Annotated in this window: 27 protein-coding genes and 1 riboswitch; of the genes, 12 read left to right on the top strand and 15 right to left on the bottom strand. The window is 63.3% G+C overall.

Going from position 1 to position 26,880, the window contains the following annotated elements; all coding sequences use genetic code 11:
• Positions 1-401: 401 nt before the first annotated feature.
• The 8 genes from ACS5Q0_RS12550 (at position 402) to ACS5Q0_RS12515 (ending at position 5,526) form a co-directional block, all read left to right on the top strand.
• A complete protein-coding gene (locus ACS5Q0_RS12550) occupies positions 402-566 on the top strand; it encodes a hypothetical protein (RefSeq protein WP_473126971.1) in 165 nt (54 codons plus the stop codon).
• Positions 567-638: 72 nt separating this feature from the next.
• The gene (locus tag ACS5Q0_RS12545) at positions 639-1,187 is read left to right on the top strand and encodes a sigma-70 family RNA polymerase sigma factor (protein WP_473126970.1); all 549 of its coding nucleotides are present in this window, start codon (positions 639-641) and stop codon (positions 1,185-1,187) included.
• Positions 1,180-1,941: an anti-sigma factor gene (locus tag ACS5Q0_RS12540; RefSeq protein ID WP_473126969.1), complete on the top strand. Its 762-nt coding sequence runs from the start codon at positions 1,180-1,182 to the stop codon at positions 1,939-1,941. The genes ACS5Q0_RS12545 and ACS5Q0_RS12540 overlap by 8 nt, the downstream gene beginning before the upstream one ends.
• Before the next feature lie 15 nt (positions 1,942-1,956).
• Complete coding sequence (locus ACS5Q0_RS12535; protein ID WP_473126968.1) at positions 1,957-2,673, top strand: Bax inhibitor-1/YccA family protein; 717 nt, start codon at positions 1,957-1,959, stop codon at positions 2,671-2,673.
• 32 nt (positions 2,674-2,705) lie between these two features.
• Positions 2,706-3,296, top strand: coding sequence for a DUF2076 domain-containing protein (locus tag ACS5Q0_RS12530; RefSeq protein ID WP_473126967.1), 591 nt, complete (start codon positions 2,706-2,708; stop codon positions 3,294-3,296).
• 128 nt (positions 3,297-3,424) lie between these two features.
• Entirely contained in the window at positions 3,425-4,093 is a 669-nt protein-coding gene (locus ACS5Q0_RS12525) for an exopolysaccharide biosynthesis protein (RefSeq protein ID WP_473126966.1), read from the top strand.
• Positions 4,094-4,246: 153 nt separating this feature from the next.
• Positions 4,247-5,005, top strand: a complete 759-nt coding sequence (locus tag ACS5Q0_RS12520) for a TerC family protein (protein ID WP_473126965.1) — start codon at positions 4,247-4,249, stop codon at positions 5,003-5,005.
• A gap of 68 nt (positions 5,006-5,073) precedes the next feature.
• Positions 5,074-5,526: a 4-aminobutyrate aminotransferase gene (locus tag ACS5Q0_RS12515; RefSeq protein WP_473126964.1), complete on the top strand. Its 453-nt coding sequence runs from the start codon at positions 5,074-5,076 to the stop codon at positions 5,524-5,526.
• Positions 5,527-5,607: 81 nt separating this feature from the next.
• Here the strand turns inward: ACS5Q0_RS12515 and ACS5Q0_RS12510 are convergent, their stop codons facing one another.
• The 8 genes from ACS5Q0_RS12510 to ACS5Q0_RS12475 all read right to left on the bottom strand — a co-directional run bounded on the left by ACS5Q0_RS12510 (position 5,608) and on the right by ACS5Q0_RS12475 (position 13,654).
• Entirely contained in the window at positions 5,608-6,405 is a 798-nt protein-coding gene (locus tag ACS5Q0_RS12510) for a putative hydro-lyase (protein WP_473126963.1), read from the bottom strand.
• A 23-nt stretch (positions 6,406-6,428) separates the two neighbouring features.
• The gene (locus tag ACS5Q0_RS12505; RefSeq protein WP_473126962.1) at positions 6,429-7,784 is read right to left on the bottom strand and encodes an amidase; all 1,356 of its coding nucleotides are present in this window, start codon (positions 7,782-7,784) and stop codon (positions 6,429-6,431) included.
• 40 nt (positions 7,785-7,824) lie between these two features.
• Positions 7,825-8,508 carry a DUF2848 domain-containing protein gene (locus ACS5Q0_RS12500; protein ID WP_473126961.1) on the bottom strand — a complete coding sequence of 228 codons (684 nt, stop codon included), beginning with the start codon at positions 8,506-8,508 and terminating at the stop codon, positions 7,825-7,827.
• 44 nt (positions 8,509-8,552) lie between these two features.
• Positions 8,553-9,836, bottom strand: a complete 1,284-nt coding sequence (locus ACS5Q0_RS12495) for a TRAP transporter large permease (protein WP_473126960.1) — start codon at positions 9,834-9,836, stop codon at positions 8,553-8,555.
• A 6-nt stretch (positions 9,837-9,842) separates the two neighbouring features.
• The gene (locus tag ACS5Q0_RS12490) at positions 9,843-10,454 is read right to left on the bottom strand and encodes a TRAP transporter small permease subunit (protein WP_473126959.1); all 612 of its coding nucleotides are present in this window, start codon (positions 10,452-10,454) and stop codon (positions 9,843-9,845) included.
• 107 nt (positions 10,455-10,561) lie between these two features.
• On the bottom strand, positions 10,562-11,611 hold the full coding sequence (locus ACS5Q0_RS12485; protein ID WP_473126958.1) for a TRAP transporter substrate-binding protein: 1,050 nt from the start codon (positions 11,609-11,611) through the stop codon (positions 10,562-10,564).
• Between the two features lie 231 nt (positions 11,612-11,842).
• Positions 11,843-12,757, bottom strand: coding sequence for a LysR family transcriptional regulator (locus ACS5Q0_RS12480; protein ID WP_473126957.1), 915 nt, complete (start codon positions 12,755-12,757; stop codon positions 11,843-11,845).
• A gap of 123 nt (positions 12,758-12,880) precedes the next feature.
• Positions 12,881-13,654 (bottom strand): hypothetical protein, encoded by a 774-nt coding sequence (locus ACS5Q0_RS12475; protein ID WP_473126956.1) that lies wholly within the window; start codon positions 13,652-13,654, stop codon positions 12,881-12,883.
• A 362-nt stretch (positions 13,655-14,016) separates the two neighbouring features.
• A riboswitch (cobalamin riboswitch) is annotated at positions 14,017-14,221 on the top strand.
• A gap of 105 nt (positions 14,222-14,326) precedes the next feature.
• Between ACS5Q0_RS12475 and ACS5Q0_RS12470 the strand changes: the two genes are divergently transcribed.
• On the top strand, positions 14,327-17,179 hold the full coding sequence (locus ACS5Q0_RS12470; protein WP_473126955.1) for a ribonucleoside-diphosphate reductase subunit alpha: 2,853 nt from the start codon (positions 14,327-14,329) through the stop codon (positions 17,177-17,179).
• A gap of 88 nt (positions 17,180-17,267) precedes the next feature.
• Positions 17,268-18,386 (top strand): ribonucleotide-diphosphate reductase subunit beta, encoded by a 1,119-nt coding sequence (locus tag ACS5Q0_RS12465; protein WP_473126954.1) that lies wholly within the window; start codon positions 17,268-17,270, stop codon positions 18,384-18,386.
• A gap of 35 nt (positions 18,387-18,421) precedes the next feature.
• Here the strand turns inward: ACS5Q0_RS12465 and ACS5Q0_RS12460 are convergent, their stop codons facing one another.
• Positions 18,422-18,703: a hypothetical protein gene (locus tag ACS5Q0_RS12460; RefSeq protein ID WP_473126953.1), complete on the bottom strand. Its 282-nt coding sequence runs from the start codon at positions 18,701-18,703 to the stop codon at positions 18,422-18,424.
• Between the two features lie 449 nt (positions 18,704-19,152).
• Between ACS5Q0_RS12460 and ACS5Q0_RS12455 the strand changes: the two genes are divergently transcribed.
• Positions 19,153-19,449 (top strand): hypothetical protein, encoded by a 297-nt coding sequence (locus ACS5Q0_RS12455; protein ID WP_473126952.1) that lies wholly within the window; start codon positions 19,153-19,155, stop codon positions 19,447-19,449.
• A gap of 85 nt (positions 19,450-19,534) precedes the next feature.
• Here the strand turns inward: ACS5Q0_RS12455 and ACS5Q0_RS12450 are convergent, their stop codons facing one another.
• The 3 genes from ACS5Q0_RS12450 to ACS5Q0_RS12440 form a co-directional block, all read right to left on the bottom strand.
• Positions 19,535-21,052, bottom strand: a complete 1,518-nt coding sequence (locus ACS5Q0_RS12450; protein ID WP_473126951.1) for a sensor domain-containing diguanylate cyclase — start codon at positions 21,050-21,052, stop codon at positions 19,535-19,537.
• A gap of 252 nt (positions 21,053-21,304) precedes the next feature.
• The gene (locus ACS5Q0_RS12445; protein WP_473126950.1) at positions 21,305-21,649 is read right to left on the bottom strand and encodes a hypothetical protein; all 345 of its coding nucleotides are present in this window, start codon (positions 21,647-21,649) and stop codon (positions 21,305-21,307) included.
• 127 nt (positions 21,650-21,776) lie between these two features.
• Positions 21,777-22,175, bottom strand: a complete 399-nt coding sequence (locus ACS5Q0_RS12440; RefSeq protein ID WP_473126949.1) for a hypothetical protein — start codon at positions 22,173-22,175, stop codon at positions 21,777-21,779.
• 286 nt (positions 22,176-22,461) lie between these two features.
• Between ACS5Q0_RS12440 and ACS5Q0_RS12435 the strand changes: the two genes are divergently transcribed.
• Complete coding sequence (locus ACS5Q0_RS12435) at positions 22,462-22,770, top strand: hypothetical protein (RefSeq protein ID WP_473126948.1); 309 nt, start codon at positions 22,462-22,464, stop codon at positions 22,768-22,770.
• Between the two features lie 49 nt (positions 22,771-22,819).
• Here the strand turns inward: ACS5Q0_RS12435 and ACS5Q0_RS12430 are convergent, their stop codons facing one another.
• The 3 genes from ACS5Q0_RS12430 to mgtA form a co-directional block, all read right to left on the bottom strand.
• Positions 22,820-23,134: a hypothetical protein gene (locus tag ACS5Q0_RS12430; protein WP_473126947.1), complete on the bottom strand. Its 315-nt coding sequence runs from the start codon at positions 23,132-23,134 to the stop codon at positions 22,820-22,822.
• 460 nt (positions 23,135-23,594) lie between these two features.
• A complete protein-coding gene (locus ACS5Q0_RS12425; RefSeq protein ID WP_473126946.1) occupies positions 23,595-24,023 on the bottom strand; it encodes a hypothetical protein in 429 nt (142 codons plus the stop codon).
• A gap of 234 nt (positions 24,024-24,257) precedes the next feature.
• Positions 24,258-26,864, bottom strand: a complete 2,607-nt coding sequence (mgtA, locus tag ACS5Q0_RS12420; RefSeq protein WP_473126945.1) for a magnesium-translocating P-type ATPase — start codon at positions 26,862-26,864, stop codon at positions 24,258-24,260.
• Between the last annotated feature and the right edge of the window lie 16 nt (positions 26,865-26,880).

The following is a 26,880-nucleotide window of genomic DNA, read 5'->3' as shown; positions in this document are numbered from 1 at the left end:
GATCCGCAACCTGCTCGACGGGCAGCCGCCGGTGCGCGATGCGGGCGGTGATCCGGTGACCCCGGCGCGCGGCTCCGCCGTGCCCTCCACCCGACCAGGCCGACCCAGAGAAAACGACGGGGGACTTGTCCCACGTCCGCAGAACTGAACGCTTGAGCCCCAAGGCGCATGTGGTTGAGCCACATGCGCTTTCGTTCAACTGGTCCTGCGGTCAGATGCTGTTGCGCAGGTTATCGATCTTGCTAGCGGGAACAACCCCCTTGCAGATCGTACCGCCGCCCACCATTTCACCCTTGCCTTAGGGTCCGGGCCCCTCTGGCGAGCGGGTCGCCGCTCGCGATGTCGGACACCTTCTCTTGCCCTTGCGCCCACGAGCGCGACTGCAACTGGAGGATCCGACGATGGATTCTGCTCTCCTTTCGGTAACGCATCCCGACATCCTACCTGTCGAGGGCCATGCACGCCTTTGCGACCGGATTTCCCCTCCACCTGAACAGTTCGGCCACAACGTCGTTCCGGCTCCCTGCGGAGCGGGAGAGGAAGCGCTCGACCCGAGCGCGCCGTGATCAAAACCGCGGAATGAAAATTTTTCGAGATCCGCTCCGGATGAAGACGCGGACCAGCATCGTATACCTCACATGAACGACGCCAAGCACACGGATGTCATCGGACTGCTGGAGCCCTTGCGGCGCTACGCCCGTTCCCTTGTGCGGGACGAGACGCAGGCGGAGGACCTGGTGCAGGATACCCTTGTCCGCGCCTATGAGCGGCGGGGCTCCTTCCGCTCCGGTGGCAATCTGCGCGGCTGGCTGCTCTCGATCCTGCACAACACCTTCATCGACACCCGGCGCCGTCGCGTTGCCGAATTTCGCCGTTTGGAGCAGGCGGCCACCCTCGCCGATACGGCGGCTCCACCCGAACAGGAAAGCCGCGTGCGGCTTCAGCAGGTCCAGGCCGCATTCATGAGCCTGCCGGATGAGCAGCGTGCCGCCCTGCATCTCGTGGCCATCGAGGGCCTGTCCTACCAGGACGCTGCGAATGCCCTGAAAATCCCTGTCGGAACCCTCATGTCCCGCCTGGGTCGCGCCCGCGCGACGCTACGGGGATTCGAGGCGGGAACCGGTCTTTCGCAGGCGCCCGGCTCCAAGCGGCCGAGCCTGCGCATCGTAGGAGGATCCAATGTCTGACGCTATCACCGAAGCGGACCTTCTCGCCTATGTGGATGACCAGCTCGACCCTGCCAGGCGGATCGAGGTCGAGGAGCACCTTGCCCGCGATCCGGAAGCCGCCGCGCGGGTCATGGCCGACTTGAAGGCTCGTGACGCTCTCCGGCTGCTCCATGCGGCTCCCCTGCCCCGCCCTGCGGAATCGATGTTTGCATCGGCGATCCGGCTCGAGCGCGCTCTCGCGTGGCATACATTCGGGCTGAAGCTCCGCCGGGTGGCCGCCGTCGCGGCGCTCATCGGCTTCGGCTGGTTCGCCCACGGGCAAGTCGGTCTTGGAATCTCCGACAGTGAGGCCTCGCCTAAGCCACCCGCCTTCGTGGAAGACGCTCTGCACTCCCACGAAACGGGTCTTCTGCGCGCCCGGATGACCTCGCAGACCGGTGTCGGAGCCTACGATCCCGCCGAGATTCTGACCGAGACAGGGATCCAGCTTCCGTCGCTGCCCAAGGATTGGCACGTCCGCGACGCGCAGGTCTTCCCGTCCAGATATGGCCACAGCATCGAGATCGCCATCGATGCGGGCGATCTCGGCCGAGTGTCCCTCTTCGCCGCGCAGACCTCGGCCTTCAACGTGATCGCCCCCACGCTCGCCCGCTTCGACACGGCAAAGGCCGTGTACTGGCAGACCGGCCAGCTCGCCTATGCGCTGACCGGAACCGGCAGCGACAAAGCCCTTGAACGGGCGGCCCTCCGGCTGTCCCGCAAGCTTCACTAAACCTCGGAGATACTCATGAACACACCTTATGCTTGGCAGACCGCCACGGCCCGCACCAGCGGCGCCCTCTTCGACGAGGGCCTGCGCCAGCATATGCTGCGGGTCTACAACTACATGGGCATCGGTCTCGTGGTGACAGGGCTCGTGGCCTTCTTCGTCGCCTCGACCCCGGCCCTCTACGTGCCGATCTTCAAGACTCCGCTCAAATGGGTCGTGATGCTGGCGCCCCTGGCCTTCATCTTCTTCTTCTCGTTCCGCATGGACCGCATGTCGGCGGCCTCCGCACGCACGGCCTTCTTCGCCTTCTCGGCAGTCATGGGCCTGTCGCTGGCGTCGGTGTTTCTCGTCTTTACCGGCGCGAGCATCGCCCGCACCTTCTTCATCACGGCGACCATGTTCGGCGCCACGAGCCTCTACGGCTACACCACCAAGCGTGATCTCTCTAAGTTCGGCTCGTTCCTGGTCATGGGCCTGATCGGCGTCATCATCGCCTCCCTGGTCAACATCTTCCTCGCGTCGAGCGCGCTTCAGTTCGCGATCTCGATCATCGGCGTGCTCGTGTTCACAGGCCTGACCGCCTACGACACACAGACGATCAAGGAGCAATACGCCGAGGGCTTCGGCCATGAGGCGAACGGTAAGATGGCCGTATTCGGCGCCCTCTCCCTCTACCTGAACTTCGTCAACCTGTTCCAGCTGCTGCTGAGTCTCACCGGGCAGCGGGAAGAGTAAGCACCGTCCATTGCCAGAAAGGATCGATTTTCATGGATCATCAGGACCGTCAGGCCATTGAGCAGCTCTTCGGCAAGATTGCCCAGGTCGAGCACCAGTCCACGCCCCCGGACGCGCAGGCGGCGGAGTTCATCCGCTCCCGGATCGGCCAGCAGCCGAACGCGCCGTACTACATGGCCCAGACCATCGTGGTGCAGGAGCAGGCCCTAAGCGCCGCCCAAGGCCGGATCCAGCAACTCGAGCAGGAGCTCGCCAGTCGCCCGGCCGGCGGTGGTGGGTTCCTGTCGGGCCTGTTCGGCGGTGGACAGCCGCGCCCGCAGCCGCATCAGCCTTATCAGCCGCAGCCCGTGCAGGGCATGGCGCCTCACATGGCTCCTGGTCACATGGCCCCTGGCATGATGGGTGGCATGGCGCAACAGCGTGGAGGCGGCGGCTTCCTGGCCGGCGCAGCGCAGACTGCCATGGGCGTTGCCGGCGGCGTGCTGCTCGGCAACATGATCGCCAACGCCTTCTCAGGTGGCGGCGAGGCCAATGCGGCCGATGCGGGCCAGGCCGAGCCGCAGCAGGCGGCAGCCGAAGGCTTCGACGACGGCGGGGATTTCGGCTTCGACGAGGAGATCTGACCCGAAGCGGGCGTCGCGCCGAGAAGATTTTGGGCCTGCGCCCACTCCCCAGAAACTGCCATTCTGCCGGTGCGAGACGCCGGCAGAATTGTCTGAACACCGCTTCATTCCAGACCATAGACAGAACCATGCCCGACCCTTCGAGTCGTCTCCCCGCCGTCGTCGCACCGAACGACGGCGGGGTGTCCCGACAACGGTTCTCCGAGGTCCTGAGGGATCTCGCCGGCCGGCCCAGCCCGACCATCAGCATCGGCGACGTGCTCGATGCGTTCGGCGACCGGGCTTTCGGCGCCCTGATGCTTCTGTTCGCCGCTCCCAACGTGCTGCCGCTTCCGCCCGGCATGTCGGCGGTGCTGGGAGCCCCTCTCCTCTTCGTCACGAGCCAGCTGATGCTCGGGCGCCCGACCTTGTGGATGCCCCGTTTCATCTGTGAGCGTTCGATCTCCCGCGACTTCTTCGTCCTGCTGACGACAAAGCTCAGCCCTGCCCTGAACCGGTCGGAACGCTTCCTGCGACCGCGTCTCACCGTGTTGCTTCACTCGGCTCCGGAGCGCATCGTGGGGGCCGCCTGCCTTCTGCTCGCGATCATCCTCTTCCTGCCCATCCCATTCGGCAACATGCCTCCGGCTTTCGCCATCACGGCCTTCGCGCTCGGCAACCTGGAGCGGGACGGCCTGGCCACGCTCGTGGGCTGGCTCGCAGCGCTCGGCAGCCTCCTGATCCTGGCGGCGATCTCCTCGGCCATCATCGTCGGCATCAACGCGTTTCTCGCGCAGCTTTGGAGCATCCTGGGATGAGGAAACCCGCTGGCCTCATGACTGCATCGGTTCTCAAGCCGTCTGCGTTGTCGGTCCGCTGGACCGCCGCAATGGACAGAGCCGCCTAGAACTGCCCGCGACTCGCCCGCGGAACCAATCTCATCCTGCTCACAGGACCGAAAGGAACATTCAATGGACCTTGCCTGGATCTCCGATCCGGCCGCGCTGGTGGCGCTGGCAACCCTCGTCGTGATGGAGGTGGTGCTCGGCATCGACAACCTGATCTTCATCTCGATCCTCACCAACAAGCTGCCGGAGCACCAGCGCTCGAAGGCGCGCCGCATCGGCATTGGTCTGGCGTTGATCCTGCGCCTGGGCCTCCTCGGCACCATCGCGATCATCGTCACCCTGACCGAACCGATCTTCACGCTGTTCGGGCATGCCTTCTCCTGGCGCGACCTGATCCTGATCGGCGGCGGTCTCTTCCTCGTCTGGAAGGCGACGAAGGAGATCCATCACAACGTGGACCCCACGCCGTCCGATGACGTGTTCGACACGGCCAAGGCGACCATGACGTTCGGCGCAGCGATCACCCAGATCCTGCTGCTCGATTTGGTCTTCTCCCTCGACAGCATCATCACGGCGGTGGGCATGACGGACCACGTGGCCATCATGGTGATCGCGGTGATCGTCGCAGTGGCGGCGATGCTGCTCGCCGCCAATCCGCTCGCCCGATTCATCAACGACAATCCTACGGTGGTGATGCTGGCGCTGGGGTTCCTGCTGATGATCGGCACGACGCTCATCGCAGAAGGCTTCGGTGCCCATGTGCCAAAAGGCTACATCTATGCCGCGATGGCGTTCTCCGCTCTAATCGAGGGCCTGAACATGCTCTCGCGGCGGGCCGCCCGGCGCAAGGCGGCCGGATCTTCCGTTAAGCCGCAGCCTTAAAAGCGCGCGGAGGGATGCCACGCGCCATCCCTCCGTCTCACCGTCATCTCAAAGAAAAGGAGCCCCGAATGGCCGTTCTGAAGTCTCTCGCCGCAGCTTCCGTCCTTGCCGGAACGCTCGTCATGTCCAACGGCGCCGTCATGGCTCAGAGCAGCGCCTATCGCAGTACCGAGGTGACAGCGGGCCGGCAGCATCGCCTCGGGGTCTATGGCAATGTGCAGAAGGACTGCACTTCCGGATCGCTGCCGACGATTCGCGTGGTGACGCCACCGAAACATGGGGAGCTGAACGTGCGCAGCGGAAAGCTCAAAGCCGGACGAATCTCCCGCTGCCCCAAGCTCGAGGCAACGGCGCAGGGCATCTTTTACAAGGCCGGCCCGGGCTACAAGGGAGCCGACGAAGTGGGCTACGAGGTCAGGTCCGCCAGCGGCAAGGTGGAGAGGCACATCGTCCGGATCACGGTAAAGGATGCGACATCCAGCGACACCAAGACGACGCCGGTTTCCGAGACGGAGCTGTGAAGGCGAAGCAGATGCGCCGTATCGGGAGCCGCTGACCAGGCGCCAGCGGCTTTGCCGATTTCCCATTCGATGCGGGCTCTTTCAGAGCACCGCGATCGAGGAGTTCAGAAGGTCGGTGACAAGCATGTGGCCCGGTGCGTGCGTGATGCAGAACTCGGGACGGACATTGGCGATCACCGATTGAGGCGTGACGCCGCAGGCCCAGAAGACCGGGATCTCGCCTTCGCGGATCTCGACAGCATCGCCGTAATCGGGGTTGCCGATATCGGCAATCCCGATCAGCGAAGGATCACCCAGATGAACCGGAGCGCCGTGAACCGAGGGGAAGCGGGACGTCACCTGCACGGCGCGGATCGCATCGGCCGCCTTCAGCGGGCGCATGGAGACCACGAGGGGCCCTGAGAAGGGTCCCGTCGCCACGGTCGGCACGTTCGTCCGGTACATGGGCACGTTGCAGCCCTGTTCGATGTGGCGCACCGGCAGGCCGTCCGCCAGCATGGCCTCCTCGAAGGAGAACGAGCAGCCGATCAGGAAGGCGACGAGCTTGTCGTTCCAGAGGTCCCGAATTTCCGTAGGCTCGCCGACGAGCTCGCCGTTCCGCCACACCCGGTATCGCGGCACATCGGTCCGGATGTCGATATCCCGGCCCAGATCCGGCAGGAAGGGATCGCCCGTTTCGGACACGGCGATCAGCGGGCACGGCTTGGGGTTGCGCTGGCAGAAGCGGAGGAAGTCATGAGCGAGATCCTCGGGCAGAATGGCGAGGTTCGCCTGAACATGCCCCGGAGCCAGATTCGCAGTCGGCCCGGTCAGGATGCCGGCTCGGGCATCCAGGCGGGCTTTGTAGGCGGCATCGTTGGAGATCGTTCCAGACATCATCGATCCTTCTGCCAGAGTATCAGTTAGGCCCGCGACTGCGCGCGCAGGGCTTCGACGGCCATGCCGATGGCGAGGATCCTGCGGTCGGCGCCAGCGGGTCCTGCGATCATCAGACCGACCGGAGCTTCGCCGGGCGCATGACATGGGACCGACAGGGCGGCTCCATCGAGGAAGTTGATCATCGTCGGATTGCGCAGGATCAGCCCGTTCGTCGCATAATAGACATCGTCATTCGCGGCGAGCTCCGCAATGGCGGGAGCGACGACAGGGACCGTCGGGAGCAGCAGCGCGTCGTAGCCCTGGATGCGGGCCTCGACATTTGCTCGCCAGGCCTTGCGGGCTTCGAGCAGGTCGAGGTAGTCGGCGGCGGATATGTCCTTGCCCCTGCGGATCCGCGAAACCACACGCGGATCGTAGCGATCGGCCGCCCGCTCGATCAGGTCCCGGTGCCAGGCCCAGGACTCGGCCGCCGTAAAGCCGCCCTTGGCGTTGATCGCCGCGAGTTCGGTGAATTCAGGGACGGCGATCTCATCGATCCGCGCACCGGACGCCGAAAGGCTTGCGAGTGCCTGTTCGAACGCGCGCGCGACATCCTTGTCCATCCCCTCCAGCACCAGGGTCGTCGGCACGGCGAACCGGAGCTTGCCGAGATCGGCCGGACGCGGCAGCGGCTCTTCGTCTGCGGCCATGATGGCGTCGAGAACGGCGCAGCACGCGACGGAAGGCGCGATAGCTCCGATGGAATCGAGGCTGAACGAGAGCGGCAGAACGCCTGTCATGGGCACACGCTCAGCCGTCGGCTTGAACCCGACGAGGCCACAGAGCGCCGCGGGAATGCGAACTGATCCGCCGGTATCCGACCCGATTCCCGCAACGGCCATTCCATCGGTCACGGAGACCGCGGCGCCGGACGACGAGCCGCCGGGAATGCGCCCGGTCTTGCGATCCCAGGGGTTGCGCGGCACGTCATAGTGCGGGTTGAGGCCGAGGCCCGAATAGGCGAACTCGGTCATGTTCGTGCGGCCCACGATCACGGCGCCCGCAGCGCGCAGGCGCTTGACGACGACCGCATCCTCCGCGGCCGTCGGCTCACCGGCGCGCGCGACGGAGCCTGCCATGGTGACTTCGCCCGCGACGTCGAACAGGTCCTTGATCGAAACGGTGAGGCCGTCGATGGGCGAGCGGACCAGCCCGGCCTTGCGCAGGATGTCAGACGCCTGGGCTGCGGCGCGAGCCGCCTCCGGATAGAGCTTCGTGAAGACGCGCGCGCCCTCCCCGGCCGGATCGGTTGCGCGGGCCAGCGCCTCCTCCGTCAGGGCCAATGACGTGGTGCGGCCCTCTGCGAGCGCCTGCTGCTGTTCGTTCACTGTCGAAGTCATGTTTCATCAACCATCGTGCGGAGCTGCATCGGATCCCGGATCAAGCGACTTCCGGCAGAACCTCGATATCATAGCTATGGCTCAAGGTGCGACCACGGCGCGGGTCGAAAAGCTCCATGGTGAAGGACGGCGCCGGGCGGATGCCCCCCTTCGCTCCCATCGTACCGCAGATCATGGCGACTCCTTCGGGGAGCGCATTTCCGCCTGTAAAGCCCGAGATCAGCTCCAGCGGCGGTCGGAGCGACGCGAGCGTGCCTTCCTGGTAGAGCACGCGCTCGCCATTCTCCTGGATATACGACCGGATAATGAGTTCGTCCCAGTATTCGGCCACATCGGAGTAAAGCCACGCCTCGGCGGCAACCGGCTTCGCGCAGACCTGCTTGGACAGGGCGACGCTGTGCGTCTCGAGCTTACGGTCCGTATGATCGGAGGCGATGCTGACGTAAAGCTCGCCGCCTGCCTCGAAAACCAAGGTTTCCACCTCGCCGGACGTCTCGCCGCCCACGACCTGAATGTGCGACGCCTGGGTCAGCTGGTTCTCCGCGACACGATAGTAAAGCGGCACCGAGCTCGGACGCGGCACGCCGATGGCGAACAGCTCCTCGATGTGATGCTCGATGGCATGCTGGTCACGCCCGGCCCAGCCCGCGACGACGAGGGACGAAATCTCGACGTCGACCGCGCGGGAGCCCGACTGGCTTTCAGCTTTGAAGGAAAGTTTCATGGTCAATCCATAAGAGTTGAAAAACGGAGATTGAGAGCAAGCGCTCAGCTGAAGACGGTCGGGAGCCAGAGCGCCAGGCCCGGGAAGAACGACAGCAGAGCGAGCAGAATGAACATCGCCAGCACGAAGGGCAGCGCTCCCGTGATCACGGCGCCCATGGAGCCGCTCTTGCGCAGACTCTGCACGACGAAGAGATTGAGCCCCACAGGAGGCGTGATCAGAGCGGCCTCGACCAGAACGATGATGATGATGCCGAGCCAGATCGGGTCATAGCCGAGGGCGAACATGATCGGGGCCACGATCGGGATCGTCGTGATCATCATGGAGAGGGTCTCCATGAAGCAGCCGAGGATCAGGTAGAAGATGATGATGATCAGCAGCATCCAGCCTGGCGAAAGTCCCAGTCCCGTGATCGAACCGGTGATCGCGTCCGTGAGGCCCGTGGCCGACATGATGAAGTTCAGGAAGGCGGCGCCGATCACGATCAGCATGATCATCGCCGTCGACCGCATCGTCCCCTCGATGGACTCGCGCAGCATCGTCCAGGTTAACCGGCGAAACCACGCAGCGAGGATGAGAGCGCCGGACACGCCCAGAGCGGCCGCTTCCGTCGGCGTGGCGAGGCCGGCATAGATCGATCCCACGACGAGGAAGAAGATTCCAAGCGGCGGTGCAAGGTGTACTAGACTCTTGATCCGCTCGCCCCAGCTTGCGCGGATCTTGTGCCCACCCCAGGACGGCTTCGCGATGCAGCTGACAACGATCACCAGCATGAACAAGCCCGCCATCAGGAAGCCCGGGATGATACCCGCTAGATAGAGCTTGGGAACCGACGAATTGGTGAGAACCCCGTAGATCACGAGATTGATCGAAGGCGGAATCAGGATGCCGAGGGTGCCGCCCGCTGCGAGACTGCCGAGAAAGAGCGGCTCGTTGTAGCCATACCGTTTGATCTGCGGAATTGCGACCGTACCGACGGTCGCGGCGGTGGCGACGCTCGACCCCGATGTCGCCGAGAACAGGGTCGAGGCCCCGATATTCGCGTGCATCAGGCCGCCGGGCAGCCAAGACAGCCAAAGGCTCATGGCGCCGTACATGCGCTCGGCGAATCCGGCCCGCAGCAGAACCTCTCCCAGCAGGATGAAGAGAGGCACCGCCACCATGAGGAATTCGTTGTTCGTGCTCCACGCCAGCTCGCCGATTGCGCGGGTCAGGGGCAGCATGGAATAGAGCGGATCCAGGATCAGTCCGAGCACACCGAGGGCTGCGCCCACAGGAATGCTCAACCCGATCAGAACGAGCAGGAGGATGAGTGCAGTGGCAACCATAACGCTTTAACCCTTCACCATGCGCTCGCCTGCGGCGGCTTCTTCTTCGGCTTCTTCCTGGCTCGAGCGGACGCCCGCGATGGCCTTGAGATCGTCGATACGGCCCGTGACCAGTGCGACGGAGGCCCTGAGCAGCATCAGAGCCAGGACCATGCACATCCAGATCAAGCCGAGCAGCCAAAGCCCCTGCGGAATGTAAAGCGGCGTTGCCAGAGGCGTGTTGGCGGCGGAGTTCTGCATCCATGAGGTCGCGGCGACGTCATAGGCATAGAAGGTCATCACGGCCATGAAGACGCCGAGCGCCACGAGGGAGAGCCAATCCAGGACGGCCGATACACGAACGGGCAGATACTGATAGATCACGTCGACGCGAACGTTCGCGCGCTGGAGCGTTGCGAAGGCGAGCGCCCATGAGGTGCTGATCGCGAAGGCATAGCTCGACAATTCGTCGGCGCCACCGGTGCTGAAACCGAAAAATTTACGGACGATGACATCGAAGGAGATCAGCAGCACGCTGCCGATCGTCAATGCTCCGCCGAACCATACGGCCCAGCGAGACATATGCTCGGCTGCGCCGATCAGGCTGCCGAGGAAGGAAGGACGTGTGTTTGGTGCCATCAGAATACCCTTTTCGGCACGCTCATGCGCCGCATTGGATCGTAGGATCGCCGGCTAAACGAGAAAGGTGCGCCGGACCTGAAGTGGATCCGGCGCACCTCACTGCTTTACTTGGAGACTGTGACGTTCAGCTTCTTGCCGATCGTGTCGTTGAAGCTCTGCACGCAATCGGCCGAGCAGCGTGCGGCCCACTTCGGCAGAATGGAGTCCTGCAGCGCCTTCTTCAGAAGTGCACGGTCGGCATCGGTCGGCTGGACCAGTTTCATCTTGCCTTTGACGGGCAGAGTGCACGCGTCTGCGCCGGTATTGCAGTCGTAACCCTGCTGGGTCTGCTCCGCCGCGGCCTTCCAGATATCATCAACGAGGGTCTTGATGTTGGTCTGGATGAACTCCTGAACCTTCGGATCGAGCTTGTCCCAGGCCGCCTGGTTGACAGCGTGGATCTGCTGGTTCCAGTTGATCGGCAGTGCATAGAGATGTGTCGAGACTTCGTACCACTTTGCGGAATAGCCCGACAGCGAACCGGTGATGGCGCAATCGACGACCTTGTTCTGCAGCGCCGGCACCACTTCACCGAAAGCCATCGTCACGCTCGAACCGCCGAAGGCCTCCACGAACTCGGCCTGGGTGCGGCTGCTCGTGCGGACCTTCTTGCCCTTCAGGTCAGCGAGGCCGTTCACCTCCGCGTTGCAGAACAGAACCTGCGCCGGATAGGTGGAGATGCCCAGGAGCTTCACGCGCGAGCCTTCACCGTAGAACTTCGCGTAGACCGGCTCGAACGCCTCCGTGACCTCACGCGCGGTCTTCACGTCGGGCGCAAGGCCTGCGAGATCGATCGCCTCGTTGATCGGATTGTCGCTGGCGAAATAGGAAAGCGTCGCCGTGCCGAACTGGATGACGCCCTGCGACATCAGGCGGAGAATTTCGGGGCCCTTGAGACCCATTTCATTGAAGCCTTTGATCTCCGCCGTGACCTGACCGTTGGAGCGTTCGGGAATCGTCTTTGTCCAGAACGGCTTCTCGAAATCGTTGTAGGCTGTGAGATTGCTGAGACCTCCGACGATCCGGAGATGAGTCTTCGGCAGCTCCTGAGCCAGCGCCACGCCAGAGAGGCCAAGCAAGGCGGCGGTACCGACGGCATAAGCGATTCTTTTCATGATGTGTCATCCTCTGGTTCAGTATTGCTGCTGAGCGAAGACACATGCAGGTCGTCACGGAGCGTCTCTGCCGTTGAGGCTTCAAGAGACTTCAGGCGCTTACCGAGACAGTGGTGCTGCCATGGTGCGCTTCACGCTTCTATACCTAGCTGTCGTTCCTCAGCCCCGGCACATTGCATCTCAGGAACCTTCGGCTTGTCTATTCGTATGTTTTAATACGGGGTATAAACGCTACTTATACCCTCTTGGCGCCCGGCCTCCGGTTCGAACGGCGACCTCTTGCGCGAGCGTGGCGATCGACCTCATCGAGCGGCTTTCAAGGCCATCGATCCAGCTCGCGGTAAAACTCAGATCCGGAAGCGGATCACTTTCCACGTCTAGGATCTGAAGTTCGCCGGAAGCCAGCTCCCGGTCAAGGAACACCGGCGTGATCACAGCGGTTCCAATGCCGTCCAACGCCATGCGAACGATCATCGACACAGGGGCACTGCCGTACATCCTGGGCGTCTTCACCCCGGCGCGCATGAGCATATCGCGCACCATTTGATAAGGACTGCTGCTGGACGGATGAGTGATGATCGGCAATTCTGCGACACGTTCCAACGTAACTCGACCATCCCCTAGGCCCAGCGTCGGGCTGGCGACCCATGAGAGCGAATAGGTGCATAGCGGCAGGTTCTCGACGCGCTCCTCAAGGACCGGACCCATCAGGAATGCGATATCGATCTTTCGCGACATCAGGTGAGAGCGAAGCACATGCGTGCTGTCGACTTCGATCTCCAGAACAAGTGCCGGATAGGCGCCGTGCACCTCCTCGATAAACGTCGACAGCCAAGTCTGCACGATGGTTTCCGCGACGCCAATTCGGATCGTTCCGCTCATCACGTTCTGATCCTGAGCCGCTTTCAGCATGTCGCGGCGCGCCTGCATCATCCTTTCCGCGTGCGAAAGCATCTCCTGGCCCTTGGCCGTCAGCGTCACGCCGCGCGCATCGCGATCGAACAGGCGTACGCCGAGGGTAGCCTCCAGAGACGCGATCCGCTGCGAGACCGCAGGCTGTGTCGTCCCGAGCTTCTCGGAGGCCGCCCTGAGGCTGCCGAGGGCTGCCGCCCAAAAGAATGTTTCTATGTTTCGAAAATCGATCATCGGCTGTTCGTTTCGCGATCAATAGCATCTTATATCGCGCAAAGTTTCCTTGGAGTAATGGCGGAACAGAGACGCAGCCACCGTCGGTCGCAGGATCGCAAAGGCCAAATTGCTGACGGATGATCAGACGCTGGCCCGCGCCTGAAAACGCCACCGCCTGACTGCGATCAGAGATGCATTCCACCCGAAGCTCACTCCCAGAGCCAGCATCAGCGATACTGCGGTCCCGAGCCTCACCGCGCAGAGATGCAGCAGGGTGAGTGCGCCGATGAAACCAAGCATGCCCGGCACTCCATTGGCGACGACGGATGCTGCCGCGACGCCTCCCACGCGAGGGTGTAGGATCAGGGCCAGACTCATGAGCACGACGGGAGCCAGGGCTGCCGCCGCAGCGATCGAAGGTCCAAGCGTTCTTCCCGCGATGACCGTCACTCCCACCACGGTCATGACCAGCGCCGCCCGGAAAGGCATATCCCATGGGCGTTTCGCCTGAGAAACCGGCATGGCCGCCGCCGAGAATTTTCGCGCGATGGGTATGGCAAGAGCATAGACCCCCGCATTGAGGGCGAGTGCGCCGCCGAGAGACCACTGGACGCCGAGAACGAGCCAGATCGCAGTAGCCCAGACCGCAAGGGCCGTGCCGACGCTCGCGATCGCTCCCGATTTCTGTGCGGCGACGGCATACACGATCATGTAGATCACCGTCACCGCCGAGACGGACAGACCCGCCAGGGCGCTCGCCGCGATGAAATCCGAACCATGATCGAGCGCGAGGAACGCATAGGCCGGACCTGCCGAAATGGGCAATGTCGCAATCATGGCCCCCAGGAACGGGCCGCTTCGCTCCACGACGAGCGAGGCGACGACGACGATAGCCGCGCTGGTCAGCATCTTCATGACGAGCGGCATCCAGAACGAGGCGTCCAAAATCTGCGACCTTATTGCTCTGGAGCGGAAGCCTGCGCCGCTGAATCTCCGTGCCCCGGTGAGGCGATCAGGCTTTCTCCGTGCGGGATCAAAACTGACACGATCGCGCCAGCCGGAAGCACGTTTTCAGCGAACCGGGGCAGATCATGAACGCAATAGCAATCTCACCGAGCAGAAGTCAAAAGCCCATCTGCCCTGTTCCATGCGAGGAGGCCAGAAAGGTGTTTCCTCAGCTTCGTATCGCGCGGCTTCCGGCGGAAGCCGCGCAAAGAACCTGGGGACATTGCCTGAGGCGGCAACCCTCTATGTTGACCTCTCCACCACCACATGCACCATATGTTGTAGTCATGGGTCTCCGGACAACATTCCGGAGCTAAGAGGGAATCCGGTGAGCCGCGAGGCGAATCCGGGGCTGCCCCCGCAACTGTAAGCGACGAGCCACCTGCCATTTTACGTCACTGGTGAACCATCACCGGGAAGGCCGGCAGAAGGCGACGACCCGCGAGCCAGGAGACCTGCCCAAGGCTGTCGATCATGTCCTCGGGCGGGGTGCCCCGATGGATCGCTTTGTGCGCCGCATGCTCACGCGCGGGCGCCAAAACGCGTTCCTCGGCCCATGCCCCCAACATTTGGGGTTGCCGAATGTCCACCACACTCTCTCTTGCTCCCGCCGCCCCGGCGGGTTTCACCGTCGCTTCCGCGGAACCCGCAAACCGCCGCGAGACGGGACACCGGATCATCCGCCGCAACGGCAGCGTCACTCCCTTCGACGCCTCGAAGATCGGAGTGGCCCTGGCCAAGGCGTTCCTGAGCGTCGAGGGCTCGACGGCCGCCGGCTCGCGCCGAATCCACGAAATTGTCGCGGCCCTGACGTCGGAGGTGGTTTCGGCTCTGACCCGCCGGGCCGGTACCGGACGCACCTTCCATATCGAGGAGGTTCAAGATCAGGTCGAGCTCGCGCTGATGCGCGGTGGGCATCACAAGGTGGCGCGGGCCTATGTCCTCTATCGTGAGCAGCGCGCGGCCGAACGGAGCCAGATGGCGCCCGCCACCACCCCTGACGAGCCCGGCCTCCACATGATGCTGGCGGACGGCACGCGGACCCGCCTCGACATCGATCGGATCCGATCTCTCGTGGCGGAGGCCTGCGAGGGCCTCAAGGATGTATCGCCCGAGGCCGTCCTGGCGGAGACGCGCCGCAACCTCTATGACGGCATCACCGAAGCCGAGCTCGCCCTGGCGCCCGTCCTCGCGGCCCGCACGCTGATCGAGCGGGAACCGGACTATGCTTATGTCAGCGCCCGCCTCCTCTTGGACAGCCTGCGCCGAGAGGCGCTCGGCTCCGTCCATGGCGGACGACAGCAGGCAAGCCAGGCCGAGATGGCGGAACGCTATGCCGAGTACTTTCCCGCCTACGTCAAGAAGGGGATCGCGGCCGAATTGCTCGATCCGGAACTCGCACGCTTCGATCTGGGCCAGCTCGCTGCGGCGCTTAAGCCGGAGCGTGATCTCACCTTTCAATATCTCGGGCTCCAGACGCTCTACGACCGCTATTTCCTGCATGTCGCGGGAACCCGATTCGAGCTGCCGCAGGCGTTCTTCATGCGGGTCGCGATGGGCCTCGCTCTGCGCGAGATCGACCGGGAGGAGAAGGCGATCGCCTTCTACGATCTCCTGTCGTCGTTCGACTTCATGACCTCCACGCCAACTCTGTTCAATGCCGGAACAACACGGCAACAGCTCTCCTCCTGCTTCCTGACAACGGTGCCGGACGATCTCGACGGGATCTTCAAGGCCGTGAGGGACAATGCACTGCTAGCCAAGTATTCGGGCGGGCTCGGCAACGATTGGACGCCTGTCCGCGGGCTCAGCGCGCACATCAAGGGTACGAACGGCGAGAGCCAGGGCGTCGTGCCGTTCCTCAAGGTCGCGAATGACACCGCCATTGCTGTGAATCAGGGCGGCAAGCGCAAGGGAGCGGTCTGCGCCTATCTCGAGACGTGGCACATCGATATCGAGGAGTTCCTCGATCTGCGCAAGAACACGGGCGACGACCGCCGTCGCACACATGACATGAACACGGCCAACTGGATTCCGGACCTGTTCATGCAGCGCGTCGCCGAGGACGGGAACTGGACCCTCTTCTCCCCCGATGAGACGCCTGACCTCCACGATCTCTACGGACCGGCGTTCAAGCAGGCGTATGAGGCCTATGAGGCCAGGGCTGCGCAGGGCGGCATCAAGGTCTTCCGCCAGGTCCGAGCCGTCGATCTGTGGCGGCGCATGCTGACGATGCTGTTCGAGACCGGGCACCCGTGGATCACGTTCAAGGATCCCTGCAACATCCGCTCGCCGCAAGGCCATGTGGGAGTCGTTCACTCCTCCAATCTCTGCACGGAGATTACGCTCAACACCTCCCTCGACGAGGTTGCTGTCTGCAATCTCGGCTCCGTCAATCTCGCACGCCACGTCACCTCGCAGGGCATCGACCAAGAGCGCTTGGCCCGTACGGTCAGCACCGCCATGCGGATGCTCGACAACGTGATCGACATCAACTTCTACACGATCCCGGAAGCACGCCGCTCCAACCTGCGCCACCGCCCCGTCGGCCTCGGCCTCATGGGCTATCAGGATGCGCTCCATACCTTGCGCTTGCCGGTCGCGTCCGAAGGAGCCGTCGCCTTTGCCGACGAGAGCATGGAGGCGATCAGCTTCCACGCGATCGCGGCTTCCTGCAATCTGGCGGCCGAGCGCGGCCGATACCCCAGCTTCGAGGGTTCGCTTTGGTCGAAGGGCATCCTGCCGCTCGATTCCCTCGAACGGCTCGCCGAGGCTCGCGGTGCCCTCGATCTCGACCGCTCGTCCACCCTCGACTGGGCGCCTCTGCGGGAGCGGGTCATGCGGGTGGGCATGCGCAACTCCAATGTGCTGGCGATCGCGCCCACCGCGACCATCGCCAACATCTGCGGCGTGTCGCAATCCATCGAGCCGACGTTCCGCAATCTCTACGTCAAGGCCAACATGTCGGGCGACTTCACGGTGGTGAACCCAGCGCTCGTGCATGACCTCAAGGCCCGCGGGCTCTGGGAAGAGGTGATGATCGCGGACCTCAAATACTTCGACGGCAGCCTTGCCGCCATCGATCGTGTCCCCCACGATCTCAAAGCGCTCTACGCGACGGCCTTCGAGATCGAGCCGAAATGGCTGATCGAGGCGGGCGCGCGAAGGCAGAAGTGGATCGATCAGGCGCAGTCGCTGAACCTCTACATCGCCCAGCCGAACGGCCGGAAGCTCGATGCCATGTACCGGCTTGCCTGGGAGCGCGGCCTGAAGACGACGTACTACCTGCGCGCCACCGCAGCGACCCACGTGGAGAAATCGACGCTCAAAGGCATCGACGGCAAGCTGACCAGCGTTCCGGTAGCTCCGGTCCAGGCTGGCACCGATGTGATGTCCTGCTCGCTCGACGATCCCACCTGCGAAGCCTGCCAGTAATCGCGAGCTCTCCCCACCCTGTTTTACTCACGGCCGCGCTGTTTCGAAGCCCTCTGCACGGCCTCTCTCCCTTTGTTCGAGGTTTTCAATGCTCAACTGGAATGCCCCTGAGGGTGCTTCCTCGTCCGCCGCAATCCCATTGCCCCATGCTGCGGATACAACAGGATTAGGATCGATCGACCGCAGCGGTGCGCGCGTTAGCGTCGATGAGAAGGCGATGATCAACTGCCGCGCCGACGTGAACCAATTGCTGCCGCTCAAATACAAATGGGCCTGGGAGAAATACCTCGCCGCCTGCAACAACCATTGGATGCCCACGGAAGTCTCCATGCAGGCCGATATCGCGCTCTGGAAATCGCGCGACGGACTGACCGACGACGAGCGGCGAATGGTCAAGCGCAATCTCGGGTTCTTCGCCGCCTCCGAGAGTCTGGTGGCCAACAATATCGTGCTGGCGATCTATCGCCATCTCACCAACCCGGAATGCCGTCAGTACCTGTTGCGGCAGGCCTTCGAGGAGGCGGTCCACACCCATACCTTCCAGTACATCGTCGAGAGCCTCGGCCTCGACGAGGGCGAGCTCTTCAACATGTACCGGGAGGTTCCCTCGATCACCGACAAGGCGGCCTGGGCGCTCAGGCACACGCAGGGCATCGAGAACCCCTCCTTCGCCACGGGCACGCCGGAGGCGGATCAGGCCTTCCTGCGCGACCTCATTGCCTTCTATGTCGTCTTCGAGGGCATGTGGTTCTACACGGGCTTCGCCCAGATCCTGGCTCTGGGCCGTCGCAACAAGATGGTGGGCATCGCCGAGCAGTATCAATACATCCTGCGCGACGAGAGCATCCATCTCAATTTCGGCATCGATGTCATCAACCAGATCAAGATCGAGAACCCGCATCTATGGACGACGGAATTCCAGGAGGAAGTCCGGCAGATGCTGCTCGAGGCAGCCGAACTCGAAGCCCGCTATGGGCGGGATACGATGCCGCGCGGCCTGCTCGGCCTGAACGCGGTCTTGTGCGAGCAGTACATGCATTTCATCGCCAACCGGCGCTGCGCGCAGCTCGGGCTGCGGTCGGTCTTCGCCGAGGCCGAAAACCCGTTCCCGTGGATGTCGGAGGCAATGGACCTGAAGAAGGAGAAGAACTTCTTCGAGACCCGCGTCATCGATTATCAAAGCGGAGGCGCGCTCGCCTGGGATTGACAGGCACAGGTCCGCGGTCAAGCGGACGGCGTTCGTCAGCCTCCGTTCCGCCTGGGGGCGTGCGGATCATCCGGACCTGCCTCGGACCGATAGCCACCGCGATGAACGGCATCGAAGCCGCGATCCGTCAGCTCGACCGTCCCGGCATCGGGCGTGGTCACGTATCCGAGCTGGGTCAGCTCGGATAAGGCCACGGCGACAGCGGGGTCCGTGCCGAAACGGGCATCAAGCGTTGCCACTGTCATGCGGGCACCGGGTTTGCGATGTGTTTTACGAAAGAAGTCGAGGATCTCGCAGGCCGTTTCGCTGAGTTGCATTCTCCGCCTCCTCATCCGAGCCTCGCCGGAACCATGGACGCCCGATCGCTCGGAAGACGAGATGCAGGCGCCCTCGGGATGTATCCGCAAACGGCGCTTCTTCAAACGCCAACGCGCGTGATCGGCAGGGGGCCGAACAACTCCAGACGGCACGAGAGCGATGTGGGTAGCCACGTACCACCAAAGAGTTAATAGATCTGTCGGATTTCTAACAGACTTCGGGCGCTGAACGCATATATCGATCAGCACATTAGGCACGAAACCTTAGCCATATCGTCCAAATATTTATCAACCTCCAAATCATGAGGGATATCGACTTTGGTGAGCAGGGACAGCGATGGAACAGGATCGTTCGGAAGCGCCCGCCAAAGCCTCGGCCCCGCTGGGCCCTCGCCCCGCTCTGTGGAGCGTGAACCACAGGTACGCCAACGATAAGATAGAGTGGAACAATGTCGAACTCGCAGCATGGTCCGTCCGCGCTCGACCGCTTGGTTGTCGGCGCAGGCAGACGATTTGATCTCAGCGCTCTTTTGCAGGACACGGCCCGCACTTTGTCCAACCTCGATTTCGAATACCGTCACGAGGTACAGCGGCTGGAAAACAGCAGGACGGACCCGGCCTTGAAGAAACAGATCGCCGAAAGCCTGATGATCAGGCACCGGGAGCGGCGACTGCCCTACGTCATGCTCGTTGCCGAATTGCAGAAGCACCTGTCGGCCGCCGACAAACTCCAGGCGGCGGGCTGACCCGAAATTCGAATCCTTGAGTTCCCCGGCTCCCTTTGCCCCTGCGGACCGGGACCTTGAAGCGCCCTTCGGGCGCTTCTTTTTCTTATTGGGCAACAATCTGCGAAAGCGCCATGCCTTCAGAGCCGGGCGTCGCTGCGTGAGCCTCGCGAATGCAGTTCCGGCCTGCTGCTTTCGCACCGTACAGGGCTTGGTCCGCCGCTTCGAGGAGCCCATCTCTCGCGCTGTCCCGTGTCGGTCGAACCGCTGCCACCCCGATGCTGACCGTCACCACCCGATAAGGGCTCTTCCCATGAACAAGGTTGAGATCCTTGACGGCTCGACGGATGTTCTCACCGATGGTTCGAGCTCCCGCCAGATCGGTCTCTGGGAGAATGACGGCGAACTCCTCCCCGCCGTGGCGGGCGGCCATATCGCGGGGACGCCGGATGGTGGCGTCCACGGTGCTGGCGATCGCGCGGAGAACCTCGTCGCCCTGGCTATGCCCGTACTGATCATTGAAATCCTTGAAGAAGTCGGCATCGACATACAGCAGCGCAAGCGGCGTCTGCGAGCGAACCGCATGTCGCCACTCCCGCTCGAATGCCTCACGAAACGCGCGGCGATTGGGCAGGCCAGTCAGATCATCGGTTCGAGCGAGCCGCCTCAGCTTGGTCTCGGCTCGCTTGCGTCGTTTCAACTCGCCGCGGAACAGGGCCGTCAAGCCCACGACGGCCAAGCACAGCAGCCCCGTCATGAGGCTCAGGATGAGGGCCTTTCGCGTCCAAGCCGCAAAGACTTCATCGACAGAGAGAGCTACGGTCAGAACGAGAGGCAGCCCGCCGAGCTGCCCGAATGAGATGACACGGCGAATTCCGTCGATCGGCGAGAGGGACTCGAAGGTCGCGGGTCGCCCATGAAGGAGCTTCTGGACATGGGGAGAGGAGCCGAAATCCTGACCGATCTGACTCTCGTCGAAAGGCTTTCGCATCAGCAGGATTCCATCATTACGGAAGAGATTGATGGTTCCGTCCCAGCCGAGCCTCAGGTCCTGAAACAACTGGTGGATCTTGCTGAGCGAGATGACTCCCATCACCACGCCCGCGAACCGGCCGTCCGGATGAGAGAAGCGCCGCGAGATGGCAATGCTCATGCTGTCGTTGTGCAGCCTGCTCCTGAAGGGGCGGCTGATATACAATCCCGTGTCCTCGTGCTGCCGATGAACCAGGAAATAGTCACGGTCGCTGAAATTGGCGGAGCGGGGCGTGACGGCCTGCGCATCCGCGACCACGTCGCCGGCCTCGTCCAGAACGAGCAGGGACTCCAAGTAGCTTGCCGTAGAAGCCCGATCGAACAGCATATGATGCCGAAGCTCGGGGCCAAGGCCGTGCAGTTGTTCGTCGTTCAGGCCCTGAATCACGCCCTGTATCGTTAGATCAAGGAGACCGATATTGCCGCCGAGATCCCGTGCCAGTGCGGTCAGCAGATTCTGCGAAGACTGCTCTGCCTGACGCCACGTGTCGAGGCGGTCGCTCCAAAGGATATGGGCCGAAACCGCGAGGATGCCCAGAACAACAACGCCTGTGCCCAAGTGGAGGTAATATTTTGCAAGAAGGCGTTTCATTCAGTAGCACTGCGCGTCCCATCTCCGACCTTATCCCTGTCGGCCGTGCCAGCCGAGCCAGACGATAGGAGCAGGGCCGCTCCCGAGGAATGCAGGAGCCTCCCCGAACGAGCTTGGGCCTGTCGACGTCCTCAGGGTTGCCGACGCTCCCCTGAAACCGGCAGCAGATCGGCCAACACGCGGCGCTGGAGAGCGTCGACCGGATTGCCCGAGTGACGTCACGTGGAGCCAGGCATTCTCGGAGATGGCGGTTCAGACGCTCCGCCGTTGGGCCTTCGCTCCAGCCTTCAGCTTCATGTTCTCGGCCCGCAGCGCCTCAAGCTTCTCGACCTGCTCCCGGTTGGCTCGCGTCAGCTCTCTGATCTCGCCCTTCAGCTCGACAATCTCGGATTTCAGCCCCTCTCGCATGGTGGCAAGACCCTCCTCATGCCTTAGCTGGCCCTGGAGATCGCGAATCTGTCGCTTCTGGTCGGCGACCCTGTCCTGCAGATTTCTGATCATCTGCTCGGCCTTCGCGAGCATTCGCTGCGTGGCCTCTCCCCGGTGTTCGGGCACACGGGCCGCGGTAAGTTTACGGGTTGCTTCAGGATGAATCACGGTTCGGTTCGCCTTTCATGTTTGTTCCGATAGAGAACAAACACAGAACAGACGGGAGGTCAAGAAACGGCGCTTGCCCGGATCTTCCTTACGTATTGTACGGACCCGGCGAGCCGCTCAACATGGGCTAAGCCGCACCGAGGTAAGGGGCCTCGAAGGTGCAGTTGACAGGATGCGGGTTCCAGTCCTGGTCGGGAGCGGCTATCGCGTGGGCTCGCGTCGCAGACCTCTTCCGGGACCATCTCAGCTCGAACCGAGAGGCCGCGTCTCGAGTCTTGAACCCGAAGAGGCCTCCACCGCTGCGGAACAGGTGCAGGTCGTACGAATCGCCGAAGTCCTCAAGCCAATGCAAGACGTCGGGCTTGAGCGCAGTTTTTCCCTTGTTCCAGATATCCCAATCGTTGACCATGAAGACGAAAGGCCACAGCTTGGCGTAGCCGTCGATTTCGCAACAGGCCGACGAGGCCAGTTCCTCGTCGCGAACGGTCGCGACAATGACATTCTTCATCTCATCCATGTCCGTCATTGTCTATACCCCAGGCCGGCACCACGCTTCTTGCGGCGGTCGCGGCATCCGAAACCGCTGTGCTTTTAGCGTACCTCACAGGAGGTAAACAACGCGTCATCTCGCCGTTCCTCGGCATGCCGCGATCTTGCGACAGGGAGCCGTTGCTCACCTCACACCTTGAACCCTGGCTGGCGATCCATATTTTGAGGGGGCCCCCTGATCCGGGCCCCTCTGACGTAAGCCACGCCGGCACTTACGTGATGTCGGATCGTTCTCGATCTGGCTGCCGGCGACGGAGGTGGAGATGATCCACGAGGTCCTGGCTTTCATCGTTAATGTGCTGATTGTCGATCCGCTGCAGGCTGAAATGAATAAGCGCCTCGCAGAAGCCCGTGCTCCCCAGGCCGTCATCGCGGATGTCAGGGCATGCGCCGATGCGGCGATTCCGGCCCTCGCCCGCCGCGCGGCGGCTGAACCGGGCTGGGTTGCGGTCACGGCTCTGGATATCTGGCTCGGCAGGGCCGCCCCGGAGGAGGTGCTGACGAGCGTATCGCCGCAATGCGCCGCCACGGCTCAGGCGGCAAAAGGCTATCTTCGCGGTCGAAGCGCCTAGCCGGCCTCTCTTCTGAGATGAGCGCGTCGCTCCCGGAACCGAACCGGCTCTATTTCGGGCTCTCTGCCGTCCGCTCGGTCCGAAGCGTCAGGCGGGAATACGAGTTCTCATCCCATTCGCCGGCGATCTCCGGAGCGCCGGCGGCTTTCACGGAGCCCACGCGCCGCGCGACGATTCCGTGCATCCGTGCAAGTGCCTCCCGAATCTCGGGCCGCTCGGCGACATCCCGGGCCGAGAATTCGTGCCGACACAGGCGGCAGGTGAGATCGGCCCCGAATTGCAGCTTCCTCAGCCGGACTTTGAACAGCCGTCGACAATGCGGGCAGGCCAGATCGATCCGTGTACTCCCGTGATCCTCAAACAAGCGCGACCCTCCGGTTGAAGTCTCCCCGGATACCTTCAAGCATGGCAGTAAGGCGAGAGCGAGGCACCGCAGGCTGGCGCTACCGGAAGCAACGGGCTGCCCTGTGGCCCTTCGCGTCCAGGACGTGAGCACCGGACGGATCCCAAACGGTCAATCCACTTTCGATGTCCGGTGCTCTGGCCGCGATGGGGCGCCGCGCCCGTTCAGGCATGAGTGAGGGAATGCGCGCAGCAAGGCGTCGGGAAGACTTCCGTCGACAGGGATGAGGATCGCTTCGCTTGCGCATGAGGCACCATGCGCAAGCAAGTTACAAAAGTTCGAGCGGCCCGAGAGGACCATTCTCAGACGATGCAGGCCCTGGACTTTCTGAAAGCTAAGGCCGTGCCCTCGTGTCGCTCAGCCATCGCCAACGACAATGATCGGTGGCGTGCTGTCCCTTCGCTCTTCGGGCCGGGCGCCGTTAACGGGCGCACTCCACGGGAATGCGGATGTTGGTTTCCTTGACCAGAACGGTCCGGCACGGCACGCCGTTGATGATCTGAACCTCGTGCGGCGCCGCATAGGGGAAGAGCGAATCCGGGGTTCCAGAAAGCGGCCGGCCTGCCATCGCCCGCCCGCCTCCCTCCTCCAGACGGATACTCGCTGTGGTGCCGGGCTCGAAGACGCCGGTCGCGACAGGGCCGGCGCACTGGACAGGAACGCGCACGTTGGTGCCTTCGATCAGAACGGTCCGGCACGGCACGCCGTTGATGATCTGGACCTCGTGCGGCGCCGCATAGGGGAATGCCGAGCCGGGGGTTCCCTGGATGGGATTGGGCTGCGCCTGGGCAGCCGCGGGTCCTCCTAAGAGCGCAATTCCGGCACAGATGAAAAGAGTTGAAGTCCTCAAGTGAGCCTCCTCTCGATGAATGGTTGGAACGACGGGCCTGCCGGCTCGTCTTCGCACGAAGCCGCCGGAACAATCCGGTCAGGCCATTACGAAGGCAGCATTTTAGCCATGCGCAGACGACGCGCTTGATCAGTGAGGACAGTGGCTTGACAGATACGGACAGGGTCCTGCGCATCGTGCGGAACGAGACGAGGTCCGCTCCCAAGGACGCACCGCCTGGGAGACGGATCGTCCTCACCCTGTGGCGCTCATGCCGCGAGAAGCGCCCTTGCGCACGTAACGTCTTTTTCCGTGGGGCTGGGCGAAGCGCTTCAACAATTCCGCCGCGAGAAGATAGATCGCCACCAGGACGAACATGATCAGCAGCGTCGGCCATGGCAGGGCGCCGAACCCCAGGATGCCTCCGAACGGAGACAGGGCAATGATCATGGCGACGCCAAGCGCAGCCAGCGAACTCACCGTCAGGACCCGGTTCGGCTTGCTTTCCCAGGCCGGCAGAGCAGTCCTGATCAGAAAAATGACGAGGATCTGAGTCGCCGTCGATTCGACGAACCATGCCGTGCGGAATACCTCCGCAGAGGCGCCGAAACCGTGCATGAGCAGGAGGAAGGTCGCAATATCGAAGAGGGACGAAAGCGGCCCCATGACAAGCGAGAAGCGCAGCACTTCATGCATGTCCCAGCTGTGAGGGCGCCGGATCTCCCGCTCATCGACATTGTCGAACGGAATGCCCGTCTCGCTGAGATCGTAGAGCAGATTGTTGAGGAGCACCTGGATCGGGGTCAGCGGCAAGAACGGGAGGAACAGGGAGGCGAACGCCATCGACAGCATGTTGCCGAAGTTCGATGAGGTGCCCATGCGCACATACTTCATGATATTCGCGTAAGTGCGCCTTCCCTCGGCCACGCCGTCGGCCACGACCTCCAGGTCGTGCTCAAGCAGGATCATGTCCGCCGCAGCGCGAGCGACATCGGAGGCTCCGTCCACCGAAACACCGGTATCGGCCGCCTTGATGGCCGGCGCGTCGTTGATGCCATCGCCGATGAACCCGACCGTGTGGCCCCGGCCCTGGAGCGCGCGGACGATCCGTGTCTTCTGATCCGGCGACACGCGCGCGAACAGGTCAGTGCCGTCGATGCGCGCCGCGAGCGCCGCATCGCTGAGCTTGGCGATCTGCGCTCCCGTCAGGAGGCCGCGAGCCGGAATCCCGAGCGATCCGACGATGTGCGTCAGGACGGGCGCCGCATCGCCGGACACGATCTTGATCCGGACGCCCGCCGCCTCGAGCCGTGCGATGGCCTGAGCCGCCGAGGCTTTCGGCGGATCGACGAAGACGCAATAGCCCGCGAAGACGAGGCCTTCCTCGTCCTCGGCGGCAGGCCTGTCGCGGTCCGCCAGCATGGTCCGCCAAGCAACGCCGAGGCACCGGAAGCCCTGCCCGGATTTCTCCTCGAGAAGATGATCCAGCCTTTGCCGGACATCCCGGTCGAGCGGAACCGCTTCGCCGGCTCCAAGCTCCACCCGGTCGGACCGCGCCAGGATCTCTTCCGGCGCCCCCTTCACGATCAGGAAACGCTCGCCCTCGTGTTCGGCCAGGACCGAGACGCGACGGCGCTCGAAATCGAAAGGCACGTCGGCGATCCGCCGCCACAAGTCCGATGATCGGCTCGCCGCATGGGCGAGGATCGCGTCGTCGAGCGGGCTTCTGACACCAGACTCGAAGCGGCTGTTGACCGTCGCCAGCTCGATCACCCGTTCCGCGTCCGTGCCGTCCGGCCCCGGATGACCGACGAGGACGATGCTGGCTTCGGTCAGGGTCCCGGTCTTGTCGGTACACAACACGTCCATGGCCCCGAGATCGTGAATGGAGGCCAGACGTTTCACGACCACCTTCCGGGCCGCCATGCGCACGGCTCCCCGCGACAGGGTGACGGTTGTGATCATCGGCAGCAATTCGGGCGTGAGGCCGATCGCCAGCGCCACAGAGAACAGGAAGGATTCAAGGATAGGCCGATGGAGCATCAGATTGGCGAGGAGCACGAAGAGGACCAAGAATGCCGTCATTCGCAGGATCAGGATGCCGAGCCCGTGCAGCCCCCGTTCGAAAGCCGTCGGCGGCTCGTCCGACCAGAGCGCGGCTGCGATCCCGCCGAACTTGGTCCGGGCACCGGTCGCGAGCACCAGCATCGTTGCCTCGCCGCTCACCAGCGCCGTTCCGCCGAACAGGGCGTTGAACGCGTCCGCGGGCGTCGTGGCTTCGCTCGGTCCCGGCCGCTTCTCGACCGGGAACGGCTCGCCCGTGAGCAAGGCCTCGTTCGTATGGGCCGCACGGCTGTCCAGCACGATCCCGTCCGCCGGAACGAGGTCCCCGGCTCGCAGCATCACAATGTCGCCGGGAACGATCTCCTCGACCGGAAGGCGGACCAGACCGCCGTCGCGCCTGACCTCGGAATGGACGGCGACGGAACGCTTGAGGGTATCGGCTGCGACTTCGGCACGATGCTCCTGGACGACGTCGAGGGCGATCGAGATACCGAGGATGGTGAGAATGATGCCGAAGCTTGCCCAGTCCCCCGTGGCGCCGGAGATCAGGGCAGCGACGATCAGGATGGCGATCAGCGGCTCAATCAGGCGCTTGCCGATCTTGGCGATGATCCTGCGACGCACCGGCTCCACTGCGATGTTGCGCCCGAGCCGGGCCAAACGCCGCGCGGCTTCCGAAGCGAACAGGCCCTGCTGACCGGATTGCAGGCGCGCGAGCGCTTCCTCGCCGGAGAGCATCCAGAACCGATCGGCAAGATCGGCCGTCGCGGGGTCCGGAGAAGAGTTGAGCTGCAACATGGCCGTCATCTGCCTG

The sequence above is a fragment of the Microvirga sp. HS2 genome (assembly GCF_055792805.1).
Note: the sequence above shows the minus strand (reverse complement) of the source record. Positions and strands in the feature narration are given on the sequence as shown.

Excerpts from the sequence above, each read along its gene's own strand:
- ACS5Q0_RS12550 (WP_473126971.1), top strand. The coding sequence starts at position 402 with ATGGATTCTGCTCTCCTTTCGGTAACGCATCCCGACATCCTACCTGTC.
- ACS5Q0_RS12545 (WP_473126970.1), top strand. The coding sequence starts at position 639 with ATGAACGACGCCAAGCACACGGATGTCATCGGACTGCTGGAGCCCTTG.
- ACS5Q0_RS12540 (WP_473126969.1), top strand. The coding sequence starts at position 1,180 with ATGTCTGACGCTATCACCGAAGCGGACCTTCTCGCCTATGTGGATGAC.
- ACS5Q0_RS12535 (WP_473126968.1), top strand. The coding sequence starts at position 1,957 with ATGAACACACCTTATGCTTGGCAGACCGCCACGGCCCGCACCAGCGGC.
- ACS5Q0_RS12530 (WP_473126967.1), top strand. The coding sequence starts at position 2,706 with ATGGATCATCAGGACCGTCAGGCCATTGAGCAGCTCTTCGGCAAGATT.
- ACS5Q0_RS12525 (WP_473126966.1), top strand. The coding sequence starts at position 3,425 with ATGCCCGACCCTTCGAGTCGTCTCCCCGCCGTCGTCGCACCGAACGAC.
- ACS5Q0_RS12520 (WP_473126965.1), top strand. The coding sequence starts at position 4,247 with ATGGACCTTGCCTGGATCTCCGATCCGGCCGCGCTGGTGGCGCTGGCA.
- ACS5Q0_RS12515 (WP_473126964.1), top strand. The coding sequence starts at position 5,074 with ATGGCCGTTCTGAAGTCTCTCGCCGCAGCTTCCGTCCTTGCCGGAACG.
- ACS5Q0_RS12510 (WP_473126963.1), bottom strand. The coding sequence starts at position 6,405 with ATGATGTCTGGAACGATCTCCAACGATGCCGCCTACAAAGCCCGCCTG.
- ACS5Q0_RS12505 (WP_473126962.1), bottom strand. The coding sequence starts at position 7,784 with ATGACTTCGACAGTGAACGAACAGCAGCAGGCGCTCGCAGAGGGCCGC.
- ACS5Q0_RS12500 (WP_473126961.1), bottom strand. The coding sequence starts at position 8,508 with ATGAAACTTTCCTTCAAAGCTGAAAGCCAGTCGGGCTCCCGCGCGGTC.
- ACS5Q0_RS12495 (WP_473126960.1), bottom strand. The coding sequence starts at position 9,836 with ATGGTTGCCACTGCACTCATCCTCCTGCTCGTTCTGATCGGGTTGAGC.
- ACS5Q0_RS12490 (WP_473126959.1), bottom strand. The coding sequence starts at position 10,454 with ATGGCACCAAACACACGTCCTTCCTTCCTCGGCAGCCTGATCGGCGCA.
- ACS5Q0_RS12485 (WP_473126958.1), bottom strand. The coding sequence starts at position 11,611 with ATGAAAAGAATCGCTTATGCCGTCGGTACCGCCGCCTTGCTTGGCCTC.
- ACS5Q0_RS12480 (WP_473126957.1), bottom strand. The coding sequence starts at position 12,757 with ATGATCGATTTTCGAAACATAGAAACATTCTTTTGGGCGGCAGCCCTC.
- ACS5Q0_RS12475 (WP_473126956.1), bottom strand. The coding sequence starts at position 13,654 with ATGAAGATGCTGACCAGCGCGGCTATCGTCGTCGTCGCCTCGCTCGTC.
- ACS5Q0_RS12470 (WP_473126955.1), top strand. The coding sequence starts at position 14,327 with ATGTCCACCACACTCTCTCTTGCTCCCGCCGCCCCGGCGGGTTTCACC.
- ACS5Q0_RS12465 (WP_473126954.1), top strand. The coding sequence starts at position 17,268 with ATGCTCAACTGGAATGCCCCTGAGGGTGCTTCCTCGTCCGCCGCAATC.
- ACS5Q0_RS12460 (WP_473126953.1), bottom strand. The coding sequence starts at position 18,703 with ATGCAACTCAGCGAAACGGCCTGCGAGATCCTCGACTTCTTTCGTAAA.
- ACS5Q0_RS12455 (WP_473126952.1), top strand. The coding sequence starts at position 19,153 with ATGTCGAACTCGCAGCATGGTCCGTCCGCGCTCGACCGCTTGGTTGTC.
- ACS5Q0_RS12450 (WP_473126951.1), bottom strand. The coding sequence starts at position 21,052 with ATGAAACGCCTTCTTGCAAAATATTACCTCCACTTGGGCACAGGCGTT.
- ACS5Q0_RS12440 (WP_473126949.1), bottom strand. The coding sequence starts at position 22,175 with ATGACGGACATGGATGAGATGAAGAATGTCATTGTCGCGACCGTTCGC.
- ACS5Q0_RS12435 (WP_473126948.1), top strand. The coding sequence starts at position 22,462 with ATGATCCACGAGGTCCTGGCTTTCATCGTTAATGTGCTGATTGTCGAT.
- mgtA (WP_473126945.1), bottom strand. The coding sequence starts at position 26,864 with ATGTTGCAGCTCAACTCTTCTCCGGACCCCGCGACGGCCGATCTTGCC.